Origin of the sequence: Allomuricauda sp. MMSF_3307, from assembly GCF_030733585.1 — a bacterium.
Classification (GTDB): Bacteria; Bacteroidota; Bacteroidia; order Flavobacteriales; family Flavobacteriaceae; genus Flagellimonas.
In genome coordinates, this window is sequence record NZ_JASHIQ010000006.1 from 14,272 (window position 1) to 32,270 (window position 17,999).

General features: G+C 39.4%; 13 protein-coding genes. 10 read left to right on the top strand and 3 right to left on the bottom strand.

Annotated features, from left to right (window positions below):
* Nucleotides 1–116: 116 nt before the first annotated feature.
* Entirely contained in the window at nt 117–242 is a 126-nt protein-coding gene (locus RBB12_RS16135; protein WP_409557914.1) for a hypothetical protein, read from the top strand.
* A 19-nt stretch (nt 243–261) separates the two neighbouring features.
* A complete protein-coding gene (locus tag RBB12_RS14160; RefSeq protein WP_306014659.1) occupies nt 262–831 on the top strand; it encodes a BfmA/BtgA family mobilization protein in 570 nt (189 codons plus the stop codon).
* Between the two features lie 258 nt (nt 832–1,089).
* Here RBB12_RS14160 and RBB12_RS14165 read toward each other — a convergent pair whose 3' ends face one another.
* A complete protein-coding gene (locus tag RBB12_RS14165) occupies nt 1,090–1,833 on the bottom strand; it encodes a hypothetical protein (RefSeq protein WP_306014658.1) in 744 nt (247 codons plus the stop codon).
* Between the two features lie 203 nt (nt 1,834–2,036).
* Nucleotides 2,037–3,740, bottom strand: coding sequence for an AraC family transcriptional regulator (locus RBB12_RS14170; RefSeq protein WP_306026681.1), 1,704 nt, complete (start codon nt 3,738–3,740; stop codon nt 2,037–2,039).
* 1,277 nt (nt 3,741–5,017) lie between these two features.
* Between RBB12_RS14170 and RBB12_RS14175 the strand changes: the two genes are divergently transcribed.
* The 8 genes from RBB12_RS14175 to RBB12_RS14210 all read left to right on the top strand — a co-directional run bounded on the left by RBB12_RS14175 (nt 5,018) and on the right by RBB12_RS14210 (nt 16,822).
* A complete protein-coding gene (locus RBB12_RS14175; protein ID WP_306014656.1) occupies nt 5,018–8,284 on the top strand; it encodes a SusC/RagA family TonB-linked outer membrane protein in 3,267 nt (1,088 codons plus the stop codon).
* Nucleotides 8,285–8,336: 52 nt separating this feature from the next.
* Nucleotides 8,337–9,992 (top strand): SusD/RagB family nutrient-binding outer membrane lipoprotein, encoded by a 1,656-nt coding sequence (locus tag RBB12_RS14180; protein WP_306014655.1) that lies wholly within the window; start codon nt 8,337–8,339, stop codon nt 9,990–9,992.
* An 18-nt stretch (nt 9,993–10,010) separates the two neighbouring features.
* The gene (locus RBB12_RS14185; protein WP_306014654.1) at nt 10,011–10,979 is read left to right on the top strand and encodes a hypothetical protein; all 969 of its coding nucleotides are present in this window, start codon (nt 10,011–10,013) and stop codon (nt 10,977–10,979) included.
* Between the two features lie 328 nt (nt 10,980–11,307).
* Entirely contained in the window at nt 11,308–11,706 is a 399-nt protein-coding gene (locus tag RBB12_RS14190) for a lipocalin family protein (protein ID WP_306014653.1), read from the top strand.
* Nucleotides 11,707–12,087: 381 nt separating this feature from the next.
* On the top strand, nt 12,088–12,249 hold the full coding sequence (locus tag RBB12_RS14195; protein ID WP_306014652.1) for a hypothetical protein: 162 nt from the start codon (nt 12,088–12,090) through the stop codon (nt 12,247–12,249).
* Nucleotides 12,250–12,777: 528 nt separating this feature from the next.
* On the top strand, nt 12,778–13,974 hold the full coding sequence (locus RBB12_RS14200) for an IS256 family transposase (RefSeq protein WP_306014651.1): 1,197 nt from the start codon (nt 12,778–12,780) through the stop codon (nt 13,972–13,974).
* 230 nt (nt 13,975–14,204) lie between these two features.
* Nucleotides 14,205–15,347 carry an AraC family transcriptional regulator gene (locus tag RBB12_RS14205; RefSeq protein WP_306014650.1) on the top strand — a complete coding sequence of 381 codons (1,143 nt, stop codon included), beginning with the start codon at nt 14,205–14,207 and terminating at the stop codon, nt 15,345–15,347.
* A 62-nt stretch (nt 15,348–15,409) separates the two neighbouring features.
* Nucleotides 15,410–16,822, top strand: coding sequence for a serine hydrolase domain-containing protein (locus RBB12_RS14210; RefSeq protein ID WP_306014649.1), 1,413 nt, complete (start codon nt 15,410–15,412; stop codon nt 16,820–16,822).
* Nucleotides 16,823–16,864: 42 nt separating this feature from the next.
* Here RBB12_RS14210 and RBB12_RS14215 read toward each other — a convergent pair whose 3' ends face one another.
* Complete coding sequence (locus RBB12_RS14215) at nt 16,865–17,761, bottom strand: NAD(P)-dependent alcohol dehydrogenase (protein ID WP_306014648.1); 897 nt, start codon at nt 17,759–17,761, stop codon at nt 16,865–16,867.
* Nucleotides 17,762–17,999: the final 238 nt, after the last annotated feature.

Below are 17,999 nucleotides of genomic sequence, written 5' to 3' on the forward strand. Positions count from 1 at the left end.
AAACTGATAGGGCGCAATCTACAACCTGCTTTGGCAAAAGTTTTCTATTTAGCGTCGCCTTGGCGACACTAAGTTGAAAAGCAAGAGGATAGCGCGCTAAAGCGGCGCTATGATTCATTTTCCTTCGGAAAAGCCCTGTTTATAAGGGGTTTTGCAAAGCATTGATTTTAGGAACTATGGTGTTGGTTGTTGCAAAATTGCTTGGAGTGCCTATAAACATTGAACAAAATTGTAACAATTGAGCCCTTTAAACCAAGTATTATGGACGATTTTAGAGCAGTACGGATAAAGAAAAGGACACTTTCCAGATTTAAGGTCTTTTCAAGAAAAGTGGGCAAGAGTTATTCGCATACCTTGGATATGATCATGGACTTTTTTGAGTGGCATGGCTTTTTGCCATCGGAACGGTTTGAAAAAAGCATTGGTCAAGAGATCATTAAAAACAGGAAACGGACGGATGCGGTCATTGCGATCATTAGGGATATTGAAAAGAACCAGACCCTGCCCACCATTGGCATGATGCAGGCTTTGTTTGACCAGGAATTGGACAATGAAGATGATGGGGATGATTTTCTTGACGAAATGATCGAAAGGAATCCACCAAAGCCGTACCCGGTGTTTGATGGAGAGGTCACTGTCCCCAGAATCAAGTATGATCGGTTGGAGGAAAAGGCGGCCTCGCTCCAAGCGGATTTAAAGGATGTCCTTGAAAAGGTAAAGGTGGTCAAGGGAAACTTTGGAAAGAGCTATCTGAAGCTTGAAATAACGGAAGGGCTGTTGGAACGATATAGACGTGAAGCAAACAAGCCTTTGGATTACCTTAAAGGATGAACAGCATGTTTTCAATAGAAAGACAGGATTGCCTCGCTCAGTAGTATTAGTTTGGTAAGTTTTGGGACGCTTGCAGCGCGAAACTTGGTTTCGCTCGCTTTTTTCTGGATTTCGATTTGGTAGCTGGGGATTTTAAGGCACAACTATGATGAAATTTTGGAAATATAAGTAGTTCTATTTATAGGAAGTCCGTATCATGTATTTATCAAAGTAACCCGTTCTGTTTTCATTGAGTTGAACTTCTCTTTAAATGTTTTTTCATTCCAGGATTGAATTTTTTAAAACATATTCCTCAATCCAATTTCTCATTTCTGTTTGTGATAATCCTACCAGGGTACCTGGGTGATAAAGGGTTTTAATAGTTTCTTTGTCAAAAGAATTCAATTCTTCCGCTCTGGCCACGGAACACATGAAGCTAATATTTCCATTGTCGCAATAAGAATTTGATGCATGACCCAGTCCTAGAATATGACCTAGTTCATGGATAAAGAGACTTCTATTTGGTCTACCCAGCCATACACGCCCTCTAGTGATATAATTATTTGAACTCCAATTATATAGTGCATATCCTTCAAAGTTGGTGTCAACAACCAAGTTGTACATATCGGGCCATATTTGTTCAATTGATGATGGCGGACCTAATATTATATGTACATTGGACTGGTTAAGATTTTCAACAGGTAGAATACTTGCTCCATCGGTAATCAGAGTGTTCAGTTCTTCAAGATAGTTCTCTATCCTTAATTGAAGATCGCTGGAAATTTCACCTTCAATGAATACCTTAATTTCATTTTGCCATTTTGTGCTAAGTGAGTTGCCATTTGAGGTTGGAGATAAGTTGAAGGTGGAAAAAATATATTCATTCACAAAATCTCGTTGCAAATTAGTTAACTGATCATAATTGGTTGGAGGTTCATTAACTGTTTCATCTTTGTTGCATGAAAAGGAAAGTATGATCAAACTAAACATGAATACTTGTTGAAAAACTTTGCGTGCTTTCATCATTATTATGTTAAATTCTACAATTATTTGTATTTAGCAAATAGTAATTCTTCGAGATAATTTGTTGGGCCCATAAAAAGGTTAGCTGTTATTCTTTATCGGGAGTGATGAACCTTTTGTAGCCTTACTTTTCTTAGAATATTCCTAAAATTCATAAAATTATAATTAATGGTATCTATTTTTTGGGAAAGGATACAATAAATCTAGATTCTTTGATAATCGGTTGTTTTTTTGAGCTCTTTAATTAAAGCAGAAGGAAGTACTCCGGTTCTTTTTTTGAACGCGGCATTAAAGGACTCCTTACTTTTGAATCCTATTTCATTCGCTATACCTTGGATTGAGTATTTTCTTAATTGTGAATCATTTTGTAGTCTTTCAAGAACATAATCAATTCTTAAATCATTGATATAAGTCGTAAAATTTTTTTGATAATGGACGTTTATGATTTTAGATAAATACGTTGTGTTGGTTTTCAGTTTCTTGGCAAGATTGATAGCCGTACAATCAATTCTTAAATAATACTCTTTTTCCTCCAGCTTATGGAGTCTTTTAATTATCCTTTTTATTTCTTCATCATGTATGTTTAATGCAATCTTTTCCCGCTTTACCACTTGCCTCTGACTCTTAATCTCAGCTACAAGCCTATTTAATTTTTTTTTTTGTCTTTTCTTGAAAAAGAGGATAACACCAATAAAAGAAATCAAGGACCCAGAAATGAACGCTATCAAATAAAAACGCTGTTCGGCCCTTTGCTCACTAAGTACACTGACCTCCTCGTTATACTTGGCCAATTCAGTATTCTTAAGATTCAAATTGACCGAATTGTTTAAATCCATTTGTCCGTTAAGGGATTCCATATGTAAATCAAAGTAATAATCAGATTTTTTTGAGTTACCCAATTGAAGATGGGATTTATATAAATACTTATATAAGTCATTGTGGAACAGACCTAAGCGTTCATTGTTCTTAATCCTTACAGTATCTATGGACTCAAAGGAAGCAATGGCTTTTTTGAAATTACCCTCGTGGTAGCTCACAAGACCCTGGAGATATAATTTCGCATATTCTCGAAAAGGCCTTTTAAACACCTCAGGAATGGAATCTTGAATAATGAGCAACCTTTTATTTGCAGATTCAATGTCATTTTCAAGAAGATTTATTTCCAGTTCATTGACCATATATCTGTATCTGGAAACATCCGAATACCCTCCCTCAATTGTGTCCAAGACAGATTTAGCCATTTGATTATACGTCTTGGCAGCGTCTATTCTATTTACCTGAATATAAATATCGGCTACATCCAGACAAGTGTTCTCATAATTGCCTCCCCATTCCTTATATGCATTATAATCCGGTGTTTTTATGATGCCTTTTAACATCAATAGATTTTTCTTGTAAAAGTCAAGTGCATTGTCAAAATCTCTGGTTAATTTATAATATTCTGCAATGTCGTTATAGTATTTACATTGCCATATTTTACTTCCTATTTCTTGGGCAATTTCCAAAGCGTTAAAAATATTCTCAATTATTCTTGGATCGTCCAAGCCATTCAACATCCTTAGGTAGTTGTTTTTCAAATGGTAACTTTTCAGCAATTCTACTTTGAGATTGTTGGTTTTTGCCACTGAGAAAAGTGTATCGGTATATTCAACGACTTTTAACGTATCGTTGAATCTATAATAGTATGATGTTAAGTTATGGTAACCCTCCCACAGATTTTTCGGGTTACCTTCATTGATGGATTCGGAGATGTAAGCATTGATGAAAACTTTAGTCTTGACACTATCAGAAAAAAAATATTTTCTAATAGAGTCCGTATAATAAATGTCTTCCTTGTGTTCCTCTTGTGACCAAACGAAACAATGCAATGAAAATATGATTGAAAGTTTTAGAACGTTCTTAAGCATCTATAAAGAATAAACTTGATACTGTTTTACAACAATTTTTTTGCCTTTTGGGTTGGTCTAATTTAAAAGTGAGGTGTCTTGCGCTAACAGGAATTTTCAAAAATAACCTTTTCTAACACTTATTTACCAATAAAAAGGGTAAGGATATAAGCCAGCATATGGTTTAAATATATTTGATAAGGTGAGTATAATCCAGCTTTATCTTGATATCAAATAACAAGTGATGGACAGAAATGAAATTTCTTTTATTAGCCATTCATATATCCACAAAACTCACAATAACTTTTTTAAAGACCCAATCAGGCAAGTTCGTGTATTCAAACTCCTTGTGAAAACATAAAGAGCCCAATTTTATAAAAATAAGCGTCCTTATCCCTAAGGAAATCAATTAAACGGCTGTTGGGTCAACATATGTACCTTTCCCACTTACATTATTGAAAACACTAGCAATGATAGCGTTAGGTTATAGCACAAAAAAAAGGAAAAGAATTGATTAACTACTACCATATTTTTAATCTTACAGTCTTGAAAACAACACATAACCGCTAATAGAGGAGTTCTAATAATATTTTGGACTAGTGGCATTGCCATCTATTTCATCCATGACTGATTAGTCCATTGCTTTAATGAGAGGTTGATTCACCTTTCTCTAAAATGACTGATTAGCTTGAGTCGAAAATGCTATTGGATACCCTTAGCATTCCGAATTTGAGAAAGCGAATGCCGAAGTCGTATAGAGATGTTGGCTGTCATGTATTTTGATACTTGATTGTTAACCCATACCCAATAGGAAAATCATGAATAGTTAAATTGGGGTGAGGCGGATGGTCCATCTCTTTTTGCGAAGAATTATTGAGTATTTGAAGCCGGTTTTTAATATGTCATTGATAGACTGAAATAATTTTTATGAAATTGGAATTTCTCCACATGAGTCTAAAATGAGCCCGTCAAGTATATAATTGAACAGGGCATATCTTCAAGTAAAACTTAATAACGTTTTATACTCGAAATTAAACAAGAGGGCTTGTTTTATCTTTTTACAACAAATTATCGGTTTTTATGGCACATCCGATAAAACATTGAATAATCCAAGTTAAACATCCCATTCTTTGTGGTGCAATTGTAAAGGTAGGGTGGTGAGAAGCCTTACTAAAAATCACAGAATAACAATCCATTTAGTTTTGTTTTCATTTATTGATTTTTTGAATTAGCCAAAAAACGGTGTTCTTCCGCCCTCCTTTCTCAATTGTTTATTTCTAACTAAAACCTCAAAATTTATGAAACAGAAACTCAGACTTCTGTCTCTTTTGTTTGTAGTTGCTATAAGTGGGCAAACATTTGGGCAGGAAAAAAACATTACAGGTAATGTAACGGACTCGGCAGGTCTACCCTTACCTGGGGTCAACATTGTGGTTGAAGGTACCTCCACAGGTACCCAAACAGACTTTGATGGAAATTACGCCATCATGGTAAGTCAGGGCCAGACCTTGTTGTTCACCTATATTGGCCAAAAAGTTGAACGGAGATTGGTCGGTGCCAGCAGTGTTATCAACGTTCAAATGGAAGAAGATGCTCAGGCCCTGGAAGAGGTGGTTGTTACCGCCCAAGGTATCAAACGGGAGAAAAAAGCACTAGGATATTCAGTGACCTCTGTTGGAGCTGATCAAATCCAAAACCGGTCCGAAGGGGATGTTGCCAGGGTTCTTAATGGCAAGGCTGCAGGTGTCCAGATTACCTCAGCAGGTGGAACCTCTGGTTCTGGTACCAACGTAACCATTAGGGGTTTCAGTTCCTTTAGCGGCAGTAACCAGGCGCTTTTCATTGTTGATGGAGTGCCTTTCAGTAATGATAATAACTCACCAGGAAGTATCGACGGTAATTCAACAGATGACTTCTTGGATGGTAATCCTGCTCCTTCACGTTTCTTGGACTTGGATCCCAACAACATCGCCAATGTGGAAGTGTTGAAGGGTCTTGCCGCGACCACCTTATACGGTACGTTGGGACGGAACGGGGTTATCCTGATTACAACAAAAGCAGGAGCTGGAGAGCCAGGCCCAAAGAAAACGGAAATTACCGTGAGCCAATCCTTTTTCTCCAACGAGTTCGCATCCATGCCTGATTACCAATCCCAATACGGAAACGGTTTTGACCAATCCTTCGGGTGGTTCTTCAGTAATTGGGGGCCAAGTTTCGATCGTGATGGTGTTTCCGGTTGGGGAAATCAGCCTGCTATTGATGACCAGGGCACCTTGTTGCACCCTTATGCATCTTCTGCATTCTTGAACCCTGATGGACCCAATACAGGTACAAGTGCCTTGGCACAGCAGTTTGCCAACCAAAGGTACGATTGGAAACCTTACAATTCCGTTGAAGAATTCATGCGTCCAGGTAGAACTTTGAACACTTCCGTGAACATTGCAGGAGCTTCAGAGGACGGGAACACTACCTTCAATGCTAACATCGGTTATTTGGACGAGGAAGGATTTACCCCAGGTAACTCCCTTAACCGTTTTAACTTTTCCGTTGGAGGAAAATCCAAGCTTTCCAACAAATTTACGGTCCAAGCTACAGCCAACTATGCAAGGAGTGATGTAAAATCACCTCCTGTTGCTGCCAGTAGGGGTAACGGTACTTTGGGCCTTTCGGTGTTTTCTAACATTTTGTGGACACCGCGAAGTGTGGACCTGATGGGACTGCCTTTTGAGCAGCCCGAGGACGGTTCCAGTATTTATTACCGTAACGGTAACGATATCATCAACCCACGATGGGTGGCCAAGAATGTTACCTATAACAACTTGACCAACAGGTTCAACTTCAATGCTTCCTTGAACTACGAGATCAATGAGAACCTAGGGTTGACCTGGAGGACCGGTCTTGATTACTATAACGAAAGAAACGTGAACTCCTCCAACAGAGGCGGGGTTGAATTTACCGATGCTATTTTCGGGTTCTTAAACACGTACGACAATAACAATACGATTTGGGACCACTATGTTGCTCTAAACGGTAACTACGATATTTCCGAAAAGATCGGTGTGACCTTTATCGCCGGTGCCAATGCCCGTTCCGATTTCTTTGATAGACAGGGGGTTGCCAGTACGGGACAGATCGTGTTCGGTATTAAGAGACACTTCAACTACGAAAACCAGTTGCCCATCCAGTTCTCACAAAAGAGAAACATTGTGGGACTATTGGGCCAGGTGTCCTTTGATTACGACAACATGTTGTTCCTGAACTTGAATACCAGAACGGATTGGGTATCCAACTTGGTGACCGAAAATAGAAGCTTGACCTATCCTGGGGTAAGTGTCTCTTTCTTGCCTACAGCGGCCTTCAGCGGTCTACAGTCCGAAAACGGTCTGAACTACTTGAAACTGAGAGCCGGTTACGCAACTTCTGCCAACTTCCCAACGGGTTACCCAACAGTGAGCGTGGTAGAGCAGACTACCCAAGTTTTCGGTGAAGGTGGTGAGATCACGACCAACCAGGTGGACAACTTTAGGGCAAATCCAGACCTTAAACCAGAGCTTTTGAAAGAGTTCGAGGTGGGTATCGAGTCACGCTTCTGGCAAAATAGGGTTTCTTTTGATTTCACTTACTATGACAGAAGAACGGATGACTTAATCGTAAGCCAACCACTTCCTCCATCCACAGGATTTACCTTGACCCAGTCCAACATCGGACAGATCAGCAATAAAGGTATCGAGGCCGATTTGGGCATAGACATCTTTAGAGGTGGTCAGGATGGTTTCAATTGGAACTCAAGAATGAACTTCTTCGCCAATGAGGAAGTCGTTGAGGAGCAGGAAGAGGATATCATTTTCTACGCTGGAAGTACCGCACTGTTCGTGGGTGCGAACGCTGCCATTAAAGGAGAGTCCTTGGGTACCATTGTGGGTACTGCCGTAGGTCGTGATGCAGATGGTAATTTTCAAGTAAACAACGGTGGTAACTACGTCATCGTGGAGCAGGACAATGAGGGCAATGTGCCAATCATTGGGGATGCGATTCCAGATTACACTATGAACTTCTTCAACAACCTTTCTTATAAGAACTGGAGCCTTGGTTTCCAAATCCAGCATGTGAAAGGTGGGGACGTCATGTCGAGCACCATTGCCTCCCTATTGGGACGTGGTCTGATCACAGAGACCCTGGACAGGGAAAACACCTATATATTGCCAGGTGTGAACCAGACAACTGGGGAGCCCAATAATAGGCAGATCAACAACTCTACGTACTATTTCAACAACTTGTTGTTCGGTCCAGCGGAGTTGAAGGTCTATGATGCATCCGTAATCCGTTTGCAGGAAGTGTCCTTGTCCTACTCCTTCCCCAAGAAGTTCTTGGACAAAACGCCATTTGGAGCACTAACGCTTACCGCACAGGGATTCAATTTATGGTATGATGCCTACAACACTCCTGACGGAGCGAACTTTGATCCCAATGTGGCCGGTATCGGTATCGGAAACGGCCGTGGTTTCGACTTCTTGAACGGACCATCGCAGCGTAGGTATGGATTCACCGTAAGGGCATCGTTCTAATAAAAATTGTTAATGATATAGCATTATGAAAAAATACTTAAAACATATTTCAATGGTTTTGTTCGCGGGCCTCACATTCACCGCCTGTGAAACGACCGATCTGGACTTAAGGGTAAGTCCAAACGATCTTGCTGCCGATCAGGCAGCCCCCAACCTCTTGTTAAATTCCATACAGTTGGCCTATGCCTCCAATATGGATGACATCAGCGATCTGGGAGCAGAACTCACCCGTATCGATTATATGTTCGGTAGGGATTATTTCAACAACTATCCAGGGGACACTTTCAATCAAATATGGGCGCGAACGTACAGTAGTGGTTTAAGCGATGCCAATGATCCCATTGATGGATCAATTTCCATTGGAATGTTTACCAACATTAACACCTTGGAAAGCATTGATGCTGAAAGCGATACCGATTATTCGTTCCATGTGGGAGTGGCCAAAACGCTTCAAGCGCATATGTTGATGCTCTTAGTGGATTATTTGGGCGAGGCGGCTTTTAGCCAATTTGGAAACCCTGATGAATTTCCCGCACCCGCCTTGGATGATGGTGCATCCGTTTATGCTGCAGCTTTAGGGTTGTTGGACGAGGCCGAAGCGCTACTTTCTGGAGAACCTTTGTCCCTTGGGGCCACCGATCTTTTTTACGGTGGAGACACCACCAAGTGGTTGAAATTGGTGAACACCATAAGGTTGAAGGCATATATGACCACAGATGATGCGGCCAATTTCAATGCCGTTATTGCTGGAGGTAATTTCATCGCTACCGCAGATGACGATTTTGAGTTCCAGTACGGGGCCAGCGAACTGCAGCCCGATACACGTCATCCCGACTACGCTCAAGACTATACGCCATCAGGAGCAGGCATTTATCAGTCCAACTGGTTGATGGAGTTGATGTTGAACAATGATGATCCCCGTATCCGTTACTATTTCTACAGGCAGACTGATGCTACTCCAGGAGCTGACGCACCAGCCAACGAAGAGACGTTGGTTTGTTCCTTGGCGGTTCCGCCCCAGCATTATCTGGACGGTGGTTTCACATACTGTAGTGTACCTAATGGTTATTGGGGCAGATCGCACGGAAACGATGAGGGAACCCCTCCAGACAACTTTTTCAGAACTGCCGTTGGGGTATATCCTGCAGCGGGTAGGTTCGATGACAACAGTTTTGGAACTGTTGGTCTGGGAAGAGGTGGTGCCGGTGCCGGTATAGAGCCCATTATCCTATCGTCCTACGTGGATTTCTGGAGGGGAATGATGGCCGCCAACGATGCCGATCGCGCTAGTTTCTTGGAAAGTGGACTCGAAAAATCCATTGCCAAGGTACAATCCTTTGGATCTTTGGACGGTAATGCAGATTTGTCCTTTGAGCCCAATGAAACTTCAGTTACCCAATATATTGATGGCATAGTAGCAGATTTCAATGCGGCCTCCGGGGATGACAAGGAGAACATCTTTGCAGAACAGTACTTTGTTACTTTGTACGGTGGTGCTACCGAGGCCTATAATTACTATAGGAAAACAGGATATCCCACTACCGTTCTGCCAAACTGGGAACTGGATCCAGGACCGTTCCCAAGAACTTTCCTGTACCCGCAGAACGAGGTGATTACCAATCCTTCGCTTACGCAGAAACAAACAATGACGCAGCAGGTATTCTGGGATACCAATCCGGCAAGTCCAACTTTTCCACCTGCCAACTAAAAATTTAAAAGATATAATATGAAAAATTGGTTTAAATATATAACTATACTATTCGCAGGATCAGCACTGTTGGTCACATCTTGCGAGGACAGCGATATGGTCGTTGATCAGGTGGTCGACGGCACCGAAAGGGGTGCTATCTTGAGAACCGTGTCCATTGACCAGAACGAAATCATTTTCGACTTGAACAATCAGGTCCTTATAGATGGGGGTTTTTCTACAACGGTGGAAGTTCAAGATACTGAAGACGGTGGGCTTCTTTCTGAAATTGAAGTGTACGTGGGCTTCCGCGACAATACTTCCGGTGGTGCCGACAGCAAGGCCGAAGTATTACTTGAGACAATACCAGCTTCTGAGGGTGTTACTGGCGAGTTTGGATTCCCCCGTTTTACATTCTCCGCTGGGTTCGAAGAATTGCAGTCAGCCCTCGGATTACCAGGAGACGCATTTTTTGGTGGCGACACATTCACTGTTCGCTTTGAATTGGTTCTTACGGATGGAAGAAGATATTCCTTTGAAGATAACACAGGGACATTGACAGGGTCATTCTTCAGCTCGCCGTTTCTTTACAATGCGAACGTAGTTTGTTTTGTCCCAGATGGATACTTTGAAGGGGAATATTCCATTACCCAAACCACTGGTTCCGCCCCGTTTGGAATTGGAGACGCATTTACCCAGCCCACCGTAACTGTTGAAGCTCCATCCATGACTTCGAGGACTATTGCTTTCAGTTATGATCCGGGAGGATTTGAATCTTCGTATGAGTTTACATTTGACTTGATCTGTGGCGAGATACAGAACTTTTCAGGTGCAATTACTTCCGGGAGTTTAGGATGTGATGGAACTAGTATAGGACAGACCGGAATTGCAAACGTGGAATATGATGTAAATGATGATTCTTCATTTACTATTGTGATAGAAGATTTCAATCCTTCAGGTGGATGTGGGGCAGCATACGAGGCTTCTTTGACATTTACAAAGCTTTAAATAGAATTGAAGGTTTGGTATTCACAGATAAAAGCGCTCTTGATGTTATCATTAAGAGCGCTTTTTTTAACTAAGGCTAGATTATGCTATTAATAACAACTATTCTATAATGTTCCAGAACTAACGAACCGGTACTCATGCATAATATTGGGTTTTCATTGATAAAGGACAGCAAATTTGATATGAATTAAAGCGACGTGATTCACTTGAACATATTTTTTCATCAATGAATAATCTTTACTCATTTTTTCAATCATGATAGGAATAGGTCACAAGTAGTTGTATACAAAAACTTTAGAATTTCAGCATCTTTTCAAAAACGATAATTATGAAAAACACACTATTAATCCTACTAGCATTAGGAATTTCATATTCTTGTAAAAATGGCGTTGATTCTAACCCCAATACTGAATTGATTGGAAAATGGAAATTGATAGAAGTTTATGTTGACCCAGGAGATGGAAGCGGTACATTCAGCTCTGTTAAAAGTAATAAAACCATAACGTTTAAAAATGACCGTACAATAACCTCAAATGGAAATTTGTGCGATATGTCAATTAATTCAGACAGTCAAACTTCAGGAACTTACTCAAACGCTCGAATGAGTTTTAATTCTGCTGATTGTAACAATCCTACCTATGATTTTACATTTGAACAGAATGGTAATGTTTTGATCATAAATTATCCTTGCTTTGAAGCTTGTCAAGCGAAATATATAAAGGAATAAAAACAGTGTGTAACCATGGCTCCTTTAAGTAATTGGGGTGATAAAACTTAATAGAACGTACTCGTTTTAAATCTAACAGTTTTAATCATGGAAACTCTATATGTGAGAATAGCGTTTCTTTGTGAGAGGATCAAAATAGTTTTACCTCAAGGATTAATTTGTATATAAATTAGTGAAGACTAAAATTTAAAACATAAAGAAACACTGGAAAATTTGTAATCCGACTCACCTTAAATCGATAAAATGAGGTAATATGGTTTTGGGACTAACAAAGTAGTTAGGATGAGATTCTGGAAGCTGTGAACGCCCAAAATGAATAGTTAGTCCCCGTCTGTAAAAACAGGTCTTATAACAAAGGCCCTTACAGTTTAAAATAAATCTATGAACAAATCAACAAGAATACTGCTGATTGCCATTGGAACATTATGTATTTTGGCCGGAGTTATTTCGTATCTGAAAAGAAATGATGTATCTGAGGTCATATCTGCCTTTGTGATTGGGAGTTCTATTTTAGGAGCTGTTTTTATGGACAAACGAGAATGATCATTTTAGAATATCACGGCAATGTTCTTCATTTTTATTTGACAACAAAGCATTTGATTGCATCGATAAATAAATGGGGTTACGACAAGATTTTTCAAATCACGTGTTGTCAAGCTTCTGATGATTTACAGGGTTCAAGTTTTTGGGGAACTTTCCAAACTTTTAACAAATGAAAGGCATGCCAAAGAATACTCGATTCGATTAAGCCATAGATATCTAAAGGGAAAAAAGGGGTGTAAGCTGAAGTACGTCAGAAATAGGTATTAGTTTAATTTCATTCTGACAGCGTTATGAACAAATAACAAAAATCAGTATTCGAGAAGAATGTACTTAATCAGTTTATGTCCATACTAGAACCAGTATATTTAGCCTCAAGAAACATCAATAAGAAATGTGCATACCCTTTGCACAATTGGAGTCTTACCATTCCACAACTTTATAAGGACTATCTCATAAAGTGTGTAAATAGAAAATTAGCGGGGGCATGCCCCCGCTAATTTTTTGTCTAATTTTAAATATTTTCACATTATGAAGAAAGAAGAATTGTTCAACGACGATTTCCTGAAGCAGTTCAAATCGGGAGACGAGCTCAACGGTTTTCTCAAGGAACTCCAGAAACGCGGCATCGAGAAGATGCTGGAAGGGGAACTGGACGGCCACTTGGATTACGAGAGGCACCAGCGCTCATCCAATGCCAACAAGCGCAACGGACACTCCAAAAAGAAAGTGAGGACCTCCTTCGGGGAGTCCGAGATATCCGTTCCCAGGGACAGGGATGCCAGTTTCAACCCCATGGTCGTCCCCAAACGGGGCAACATGGTGGACGGCATCGAGAACATCATCGTGTCCCTATATGCCAAGGGCATGTCGGTCAGCGACATAGAGGAGCAGATACGGGAGGCCTACGGCTTTGAGGTATCCACTTCCACCATATCGAGGATCACCGAAAAGGTGGCGGAAGATATCGTTGCCTGGCAGAACCGCCCCTTGGAACCGGTCTATCTGATCGTGTGGATGGACGGTATCGTCTTCAAGGTCAGGGAATCCTCCAAGGTAATCAACAAGACCGTCTACGTGGCCGTGGGCCTGCGAAGGGACGGTAAAAAAGAAGTGCTCGGCCTATGGCTGGGCAAGAACGAATCGGCCGCCTTCTGGATGTCGGTGCTCACCGATATGAAGGCCCGTGGCACCGAGGACATCCTGATCACCGCCACCGACAACCTGAACGGGTTTACCGACACCATCAAAAACGTCTTCCCCGAGTCCAGGACCCAGATATGCGTGGTGCACCAGATACGCAATGCCTGTCGCTATGTGGTATGGAAGGACAAGAAGGCCTTCACCGCGGACATGAAGGGCATCTACAATGCACCCAACGAGAAAGCGGCAAAGGCCGCCCTAGGGGACTTCGCCAAAAAATGGGAGGGCAAGTACTCCTATGCCATAAAGAGCTGGAGGGACAACTGGGAGGACCTTACCGTGTTCTACGAATTCCCCGTCGAGATACGGAAGATCATATATACCACCAACCTTATAGAGAACCTGAACGGGAAGATCAGGAAGTACACAAAGAACAAGCTTTCCTTCCCCACCGACGATGCGGTGATGAAATCCGTATATTTGGCCACAAGGGAGGCCACAAAGAAGTGGTCCATGCCCATAAGGAACTGGGGAATCATCCTGAACCAGTTCCTAACGATCTATGAAAAAAGGGTCAGACTCTAACAAAGTCCAACCCCCGTTATTTTCAACTTACACACTTATTGGGATAGTGTCACTTTATATTACATTTGGCTAGAGCATGCTCCTAACGTTAAATGCAAATTTCTTTGGGCTACTCCAAAACAACTTGAATTAACAAAAGGAGTGTAATTTACAATCCACTAAATAGTTTATAAATAAGCTTCTTCATGAATTTTGTTAACTGTACTGGAACTAATAGTTAACTGTTTTTTATGAGTACTAATTTGCTTCTTCATTACGCAAATATTCTGCTGATTTTCACATCGATATTTTTTGCATTCTTCTTACTTTATGTAAAATCAAGCAATAAGATCGGGAACATCCTTCTTTCCATTTTTCTAATAATAAGAACTATAGACATACTTCCATCTACTTTTTCTTTTTTGGAATTAACCCCAGTTATTGATGTCTTAAGAATGGATATTGGTGCATTTTTTCAAGCCCCATTACTATTTTTATTTACATTATCAATAATCTATTCAGATTTTAAGCTTTCATCAAAACATCTTGTTTTATTAATTCCATTTCTTGTTAATACAGTAATATTATTTCCTAGATTTTATTTGGAAAATGAAGGTGAACAGCTTTTATTCTATAATAATTACACAAATAAGTGGGAAGGTAAATTATCCTATGTTCTGGCTCATTTTCAAAATATAGTCTATATCATCGTTACCTTTGTTTTGCTCCACAGGTACAAAAAATTATTATTAGAAAACTATTCCAAGAGTACGGAGACAAATTATAGCTGGCTGTTTCAAATGAATATGATTTGTCTGCTTTTGTTCATTTTTGCACTGGTAAAAAACATATATCGTTTTGGAAGTCATTTTGGTTTTATCTCAACCTTGAGACTTTCAACTTCTATAATAATGCTAGGATTTACTTGCTGGTTAATTTTTAAAGCATTGAATGCCCCTAAATTATTTAGGGGCATTTCTTCAAATTTGCAACTGGCGTCTGCATTACCTTCAAACCATGCTAATCCTGAATTGGGATATTTTTATGATGTAAAAGCAGAACTTAAAAAATTTATGTTGGAGAAGGAACCTTATTTAGATCCTGATTTAACAATAAAGAGTCTTGCCCATCAAATGAAAATGGAACAAAGAGAACTGTCTGTTTTGATAAACACCGAACTTAATATGAATTTCTATGAGTTCATCAATCTATATCGTATAGACAAAGCGAAAGCATTATTAAAAGATGAGAAATTTTTAAAGCTCACAATCCTTGAAATATTATATCAAGTAGGATATAACTCCAAATCCTCATTTAATACTGCTTTCAAAAAGACAACAGGAATTACACCCTCGGCATACCGAAAAAAGTTCCATAAAAAAGAGTTCGAATAAATTATTCGGTCGTTTAATCCAGTTTTATAATTGTTTTTTGCTATAAACTTTCCTTAACAATTATGAAGCTTTACAAATCAGTTGAACTAGTTTTTTTTGTATTAATCTCATTTACCTGCTGCGCTCAAGAGCAAAAACAAGAGATTAGTGGTAATTCCAATTTAGAAATAAGCGGCAAGAAAATATCTGAGATTTTATCATTTTTTCCTCCCGATGAACCTGGAGGAACTTTCCTCGTTACACAAAATGGAGAGCATATAGCTTCCGCGGCAATTGGCAAGAGCAACCTTGAATTGGGTGCAGATATGCGGCTGGATAATGTTCTCAACATAGCATCCGTAACGAAGCCTTTTACCGCAGTGGCAATTTTCACTTTAATTGAAAAGGGGAAACTTTCCTTAAAAGATAAGGTCACAAATATTGTCCCGGGTTTTCCAAAAGAGGGAAAAGACATTACAATAGGGCATTTGTTATCTCATAGCTCTGGAATGGAATATAAGAATGATGAAGAGCAACGAAACGACTTTAAAAGAGCAATAAAACAAAGAGAGGGAATCGACTCCAATTTTGTACAAAAATATTTCACGGAGGAAAAGTTTAATGCTGTACCTGGGTATAAATTTGATTATAACAACGTTGCCTATCAACTACTTGGATATATCATAGAAATTATTTCAGGAAAAACATACGGAGACTATCTGAACGAAATATTTTTTGAACCCTTAAACATGAAAAACACTATGTTGGAGAGTTCAATAAAAGTTATTGAAAATAGAGCAACTGGCTACGATTCTTTTAATGGAAACAATTATCAAATTAGAAAAGTACATAGTGATGATTCCTATTTTTATTCGGCTGGTGGACTTATGTCAAATGTTGAAGATTTATCTATTTGGTATGAAGCCCTAATGGATTATAAAATAATAAGTAAACTTAATCTAGAAAAACTAACTACGCCTGTTAGGTACAATGATGGCACTTACGCAGGGAATGGGTATGGGTTTTTCACAGGGAATTTAAATGGGCATGATTATGTTCTTCATGATGGGCTAGGTTGGGGCTACGGCTCGATAATATTATATTTTCCAGAATCAAAACTTTTTATCGCACATTTAAGAAATTGTGGTTATTGTAGATATGATATGGGGTTATCTTATAGTGCGCCAATCAGAATCGCATCAGCGATATTAAAATCAGAGTATTTGAATAAGAAGTATCCCCCAAAGACAATTTTGCAAGAATATGTTGGTAAATATCAATCTCCCCTCGCCAAGGAAAGTAAAACTATAATCGAAAAGGACAATATGCTTTATTGCAAAAGTAATAGATTTGGATTATTACCATTGATGTGTATTGAAGAGAACATTTTTTTTGTAGAAAGAAATAATGAAACAATTACTTTTAAAAAGGATTCCAAGAATGATATTGAATTGATTTCTAATAGGGGGATTCCAATCATCTTCAATAAATTTTAATAAATAAAAAAACCAAATTATGAATAAAACCAATACTTGGACCTAGTGTGAAACCTGAATGACTACATTGCCCCTTTTATGCCCTTGATCAACGTAGTTGTGGGCCTTTACCATTTCATCGAATTGGTATACCCTGTCTATCACAGAAATGATTTCTTTTCTCTCCGCCATTTTTTTGATTTGATTGAGATGCTTATCGGTTTCTTTGGTCATCATCTTAACGGAAACAAAACAACCGCTGCGTTTAAGGATTTTTTGAACTTTACTTCTTTTCAGTTTTCCTACGGCATCAAATATAATATCAAACTTGTGCGGAAATAAGGCCACATCTTCTTTTAAGTAGTCAATCATGTATTGGGCACCTAGGCTTTTTACCATAGGTATGTTTGCCCCACTGCATACCCCTGTTACCTGTGCATTATAATAGCTGGCCAACTGAACCGCATAGGTTCCAACACTTCCGGAAGCTCCGTATACCAAAATGTTCTGTTTAGAGGATATATTTGCTTTTTTCAATAAAAAAAGGGCGGTCATCGCCCCAATAGGAAGTGCAGCAGATTCAAGATGACTTAAATTTAAAGGTTTTTTAGCAACAACACCATGTTTCCAATTTTGAGAAATACAAACATACTCGGCGTATGAACCTTCCTTGAGCATTGTGGTTGTTCCAAACACCTCATCACCTAACTTAAACGCATCTACCTTTTTCCCCACTTTTTCGACAATTCCCGAAAACTCATGTCCCAAGGTTTTCTTTTTTGGTCGAAATAGACCAAACACAATTCTGGCGGGAAGCCAATAAAGTATTGGAAAGTCCGAACTCCTGAGTCGGACATCTCCGGCACAAACTGAGGTGCATTTTACCTTAATTAGTATTTCGTTGGGCTTTGGTTTTGGTTTTTCGAGTTTTGCTAGTTTGAGGACTTCGGGGGGGGCCATAGCCCTTATAAATATATGCTTTCAAGTCTATTCTATTTCAGTTGTTAAAGTTAGCTCTCGCAATACGATAGCTTTTGATAAATATGTTCCTGTGCAACCTTCTTTTAAATAAAATGAGTTGGTTTTTGTATAACATAACCCTTGTACGCCCAAGAAAAAAGGAAGTGTTTTTACCATTAGAAGTATACACAACGTACGTTAACACTGAGCAAAGTCAAATCAAGCTCAAATCAAATTT

Excerpts from the sequence above, each read along its gene's own strand:
- RBB12_RS14160 (WP_306014659.1), top strand. The coding sequence starts at position 262 with ATGGACGATTTTAGAGCAGTACGGATAAAGAAAAGGACACTTTCCAGA.
- RBB12_RS14165 (WP_306014658.1), bottom strand. The coding sequence starts at position 1,833 with ATGAAAGCACGCAAAGTTTTTCAACAAGTATTCATGTTTAGTTTGATC.
- RBB12_RS14170 (WP_306026681.1), bottom strand. The coding sequence starts at position 3,740 with ATGCTTAAGAACGTTCTAAAACTTTCAATCATATTTTCATTGCATTGT.
- RBB12_RS14175 (WP_306014656.1), top strand. The coding sequence starts at position 5,018 with ATGAAACAGAAACTCAGACTTCTGTCTCTTTTGTTTGTAGTTGCTATA.
- RBB12_RS14180 (WP_306014655.1), top strand. The coding sequence starts at position 8,337 with ATGGTTTTGTTCGCGGGCCTCACATTCACCGCCTGTGAAACGACCGAT.
- RBB12_RS14185 (WP_306014654.1), top strand. The coding sequence starts at position 10,011 with ATGAAAAATTGGTTTAAATATATAACTATACTATTCGCAGGATCAGCA.
- RBB12_RS14190 (WP_306014653.1), top strand. The coding sequence starts at position 11,308 with ATGAAAAACACACTATTAATCCTACTAGCATTAGGAATTTCATATTCT.
- RBB12_RS14195 (WP_306014652.1), top strand. The coding sequence starts at position 12,088 with ATGAACAAATCAACAAGAATACTGCTGATTGCCATTGGAACATTATGT.
- RBB12_RS14200 (WP_306014651.1), top strand. The coding sequence starts at position 12,778 with ATGAAGAAAGAAGAATTGTTCAACGACGATTTCCTGAAGCAGTTCAAA.
- RBB12_RS14205 (WP_306014650.1), top strand. The coding sequence starts at position 14,205 with ATGAGTACTAATTTGCTTCTTCATTACGCAAATATTCTGCTGATTTTC.
- RBB12_RS14210 (WP_306014649.1), top strand. The coding sequence starts at position 15,410 with ATGAAGCTTTACAAATCAGTTGAACTAGTTTTTTTTGTATTAATCTCA.
- RBB12_RS14215 (WP_306014648.1), bottom strand. The coding sequence starts at position 17,761 with ATGGCCCCCCCCGAAGTCCTCAAACTAGCAAAACTCGAAAAACCAAAA.